Annotated in this window: 4 protein-coding genes; 3 read left to right on the plus strand and 1 reads right to left on the minus strand. The window is 69.7% G+C overall.

Annotation, left to right across the window (positions count from 1 at the left end; translation table 11 throughout):
* From GJ693_RS14325 to GJ693_RS14335, 3 genes are all read left to right on the plus strand, one after another.
* On the plus strand, positions 1-1,409 hold a 1,409-nt coding region (locus GJ693_RS14325; protein ID WP_156256949.1), incomplete at its 5' end, for an amidase family protein.
* Between the two features lie 158 nt (positions 1,410-1,567).
* The gene (locus tag GJ693_RS14330) at positions 1,568-1,741 is read left to right on the plus strand and encodes a hypothetical protein (protein ID WP_156256950.1); all 174 of its coding nucleotides are present in this window, start codon (positions 1,568-1,570) and stop codon (positions 1,739-1,741) included.
* Between the two features lie 84 nt (positions 1,742-1,825).
* A complete protein-coding gene (locus GJ693_RS14335; RefSeq protein ID WP_156256951.1) occupies positions 1,826-2,482 on the plus strand; it encodes an SOS response-associated peptidase in 657 nt (218 codons plus the stop codon).
* 34 nt (positions 2,483-2,516) lie between these two features.
* Here GJ693_RS14335 and GJ693_RS14340 read toward each other — a convergent pair.
* The coding region (locus GJ693_RS14340) for a protein-disulfide reductase DsbD family protein (protein ID WP_207789966.1) at positions 2,517-4,144 on the minus strand (1,628 nt) is incomplete at its 5' end.

The following is a 4,144-nucleotide window of genomic DNA, read 5'->3' on the forward strand; positions in this document are numbered from 1 at the left end:
TACCGGTGCCGGCGCAGGCCGCTGCCGACGATGCCATCGGGCTGGCTGCGCGCATCCGCAGCGGCGATGCCAGCGCGCGCGAGACGGTGCTGGCCGCGCTGGAACGCGCCGAGGCGGCGCAGGCCAAGCTCAACTTCGCCATCCTGATCGATCGCGCCCGCGCAATGGCGGCGCTGCCCACGGATGACCGCCAGGCAGTGATCCCGACCTTCATCAAGGATCTCAATGACTACAAGGGCTGGCCCACGCGCAACGGCAGCCGCGCCTTTGCCAACGCGCCGCCGGCCGCCGCCAATGAAGCCTTTGTCGATTCGCTGTCGCGCCTGAACGTGCTGGCGCTGGGCAAGACGGCGACGCCGGAATTCGGCCTGATGTGCGTGACCGAACCGCTCAGCCACGGGATCACCCGCAATCCGTGGAACCCGGACTTCTCCCCCGGGGGCTCGTCGGGTGGCAGCGCCGCGGCAGTGGCGGCCGGCGTGGTGCCGATCGCCCATGCCAATGATGGCGGCGGCTCGATCCGCATTCCGGCGGCGCTCACCGGCCTGTTCGGTTTCAAGCCCAGCCGGGGCCGGCTTGCCGGCCAGCCGCCGGTCGACAACCCGGCAGCGCTTGCGGTCGATCATGTGCTCACCCGCAGCGTACGCGATGCCGCGCTGGCCATGGCCAGCCTGCAGGGCCGCGGCGCCCAGGGCCTCACCGCCGACGTGCCGCGCATGACCGGCCCAGTGGGTGAGCGCCTGCGTATCGGTGTTATCACCGCCAGCGCCGATGGTGCCACACCCGATACCGAGGTGATGGGCGGCATCGCCCGCACCCGCAGCCTGTTGAAGGCGATGGGCCACAGCGTCATCGACGTCGAGTGGCCGTTCAACCCGGCCGAATTTTCCCGCGATTTCGTCGCCTTGTGGTCACTGGGCGCGACCGATGTGGTGGCGGGGGTGAACAAGGCCTTCGGGGCTGACGGCGTCGAACGGCTGGAGCCGCTGACCCGCTGGCTGGGGGGCAATGGTGCCGCCATGGCCCAGGCCGATGTTGGCGCCCTGATGAGCCGACTGGCCGGCTATCGTGACGCCTACAACGCCAGTTTCCGTGAGCATGACGTCCTGCTCACCCCGGTGCTCACCCGCCACGCCGTGCCGGTCGGCTCGCTGTCGCCCAGCCGCCCTTCGGCCGAGCTGATGGCCGACATGATGCGGCTGGTGGCCTATACGCCGGTGCAGAATGTCGCCGGCGCCGCCGCGATGAGCGTGCCGATCATGACGACAACCAGCGGGCTGCCGTTGGGCATGCACTTCGCAGGCCGCCGCGGCGACGATGCCCGGCTGCTCGATCTGGCCTTCCAGTTGGAGGCGGCAGCGCCCTGGGCCTTGCGGAAACCACCAATCTGGTTCGGTAACCCCGCCTGATTCCGCCATGATGGACCGGCCTTGCCGCCCCTGATTGCCGCGGCTGTGGCAATTTCTGCCCACTAATCAAGGGCAGAGGTGATGTGGTGTCTGGCCAGTGCGTTTCCGGGGGTGACGGTGAAGACTCCGCCGCTCTTCAACAGGCCCTGACGTTTCAGGTGCGTCCGCGTTTCCCGTTGGACAAGGCCGCCGGCCACAGCGGGCAGGCACTGGGCCTCGGCCCGGCGCTTGATCCGGCCAGCGGCCGCCTCGCCCGCCGTCTTGGCCTGGGGCTGATCGGCACCCTGGCCAGCATGATCTGGCTGTGGAGCCTGACCCCGCTGCCGTTCTGAGGCACGACCCGCACGGCCGGCTAAACGCTGGCCTCTTGCCTTCCGACCACGCGCCGCGCTTGATGGCCACCGAAAGGGTCGGTCATGTGCAATCTCTATGCGCTCACCAAGGGGCAGCAGGCGCTGCGCGACCTCGCCCGCGCGCTCGATCTGGGCTCCGTGGCCGATCGGCTCGGCAATCTGCCCATGTTGAGCGCCCTCTATCCCGACGCTGAAGCCCCGATCATCGGCCTCGCCCGCGATGCTGGCCCCACGCTCAGCCTCGCCCGCTGGGGCATGCCCAGCCCGGCCTTCGCGCTGGAAGGCAAGAGCGTCGATCGCGGCATCACCAACATTCGCAACACCGGCTCCCCACACTGGCGGCGCTGGCTCGCCCCGCCCTACCGCTGCCTGGTGCCGTTCACGTCGTTTGCGGAGCATGTGAAGACGGCACAGGGCTTCCAGCCGCTGTGGTTCGCGCCGGCGGACGAAAGTCTCGCCTGCTTCGCCGGCCTCGCTGCCCGCTGGACCGGGGTGCGCAAGAAGGCCGAAGGCGAAGTGACGTTGACCGTCTTCGGCTTCCTCACTTGCGAACCCAATGCCGAGGTCGCACCGCACCACCCCAAGGCGATGCCGGTTATCCTCACCACGCCGGACGAGCAGCGCCGCTGGCTCACCGCCGACTGGGCCGACGCCAAGGCCCTGCAACGCCCGCTGGCCGATGGGGCGTTGGCGCTGCTTGGGTTCGAAGGGGAAGTGTAGCGACCCGCTGCGAGCAGGGACGCCGGAGGCCCGCTTAAACCTTCAACCCCGTCAGCGCGTCCACCGTCAGGATCTGCGGCAGTTCCGTCTCGCCGCCGGTCGGGTCGTAATAGACATAGACCGGCACGCCGGCGCGCTTGTGATCGGCGAGCCAGGCGGAGATGGCGGGATCGTTGCGGGTCCAGTCGCCTTCCATCACGGTGATGCCCTTGGCCTTGAAGCTTTGCGCGACGGCCGGATCGGCCATGGCGCCCTTTTCGTTGACCTTGCAGGTGAGGCACCAGTCCGCGGTCATGTAGAGGAAGACCGGCTTGTTCTGGGCGCGCAGGTTGGCCAGCGCGGCGGGGGTGAACTTCACCGCATTCAGCTCGCTGGCGGCGGCGGTGGTGGCGTTCGCCGCGCCTTCGGGGGCGGTGGTCGGCACCAGCAGCACGGCAGCGACGATGGTGGCGAGGCTGAGCGTGCCGGGAATGGCCAGCGATTTGCCGCCATGCTGGCGGCTGCCCAGCCACCACAGGAACAGGCCAAAGACCAGCGTGCCGGCAAGGCCCAGCGCCATGCCGTTCACGCCCACCTGCTGGCCCAGCACCCAGGCCAGGGCGAGCGCGGTGAGGAACATCGGCACCGACAGGATGGCGCGCAGTCGCACCATCCAGGCACCCGGCTTGGGCAGGCGGCGGCGCAGGGCGGGGACGAAGCCGATCAACAGGAATGGCAGGGCCAGGCCGAGGCCGAGGCCGGCAAAGACCGACAGCGCCTGCACCGTGGGCAGCACCAGCGCCGCGCCCAGCGCCCCAGCCATGAATGGCCCGGTGCAGGGGGTCGCCACGAAGGCGGCGAGTGCGCCGGTGAAGAAGGCGCCCGACGCACCGCCGGAACGGGCCTTGTCCTGCCCCAGATTGCCGGTGGTCAGCGTGATTTCGAACAGTCCGGCCAGGTTGAGCGCGATGCCGGTGACCAGCAGCAACAGGAAGGCGATGACGCGCGGATCCTGCAACTGGAAGGCCCAGCCAACCTGCGAGCCTGCTGCCCGCAACGCCAGCACGATGCCGCCCAGCGCTGTCACCACCAGCACCACCCCGGCGGTATAGGCCAGCGCTTCTTTCCGGGCTTCGGCGGCATCGACATTGCCCTTGGCCAGCGCCAGCGCCTTCAGGCTGAGGATCGGGAACACGCAAGGCATGACATTGAGGATCAGGCCGCCCAGCACCGCGCCGAGCAGGATCAGCGGCAGGCCCAAGCGATCTCCGCTCCCGCCATCGCCGCCACCCGCTGCATCATTGCCGCCACCGCCCGCGCCCAACGCCGCACCGGGGCCAGGCACGCTGCCTTGCCTGGCGGTGATGGCAAAGCCCATCGGCGCCTCGCCCGCCATCTCGACGCGCAGCACGCCCTTCACCTCGCCTTCGGGGCTGGCAGCGTCGGTTTCGATGCGCAGGGCATCGCCGGCAATCGTCACCTGCTGCGGGGTGACCATGGTGATGGTGGCGTCGCTTTCCGGGAAGAACCAGGCCTTGCGCACCTTCTCCAGCCCCGCCATCGGCACGCTCAGCACGAAGCGGCTGCCCTGCCTGGCCCAGCTGGCGGTGGCGGCGAGCGGGCGCGGCAGCGCGGCGCGGCCCTCGGCGATCTGCGGCGCCATGGTGGCGTCGTCCGCCCCGT

The sequence above is a fragment of the Sandarakinorhabdus oryzae genome, from assembly GCF_009733735.1.
GTDB lineage: Bacteria > Pseudomonadota > Alphaproteobacteria > Sphingomonadales > Sphingomonadaceae > Sandarakinorhabdus > Sandarakinorhabdus oryzae.

What these genes read in the sequence shown, in the direction of transcription:
- GJ693_RS14335 (WP_156256951.1), top strand. Translation starts at nt 1,826, where the DNA reads ATGTGCAATCTCTATGCGCTCACCAAGGGGCAGCAGGCGCTGCGCGAC.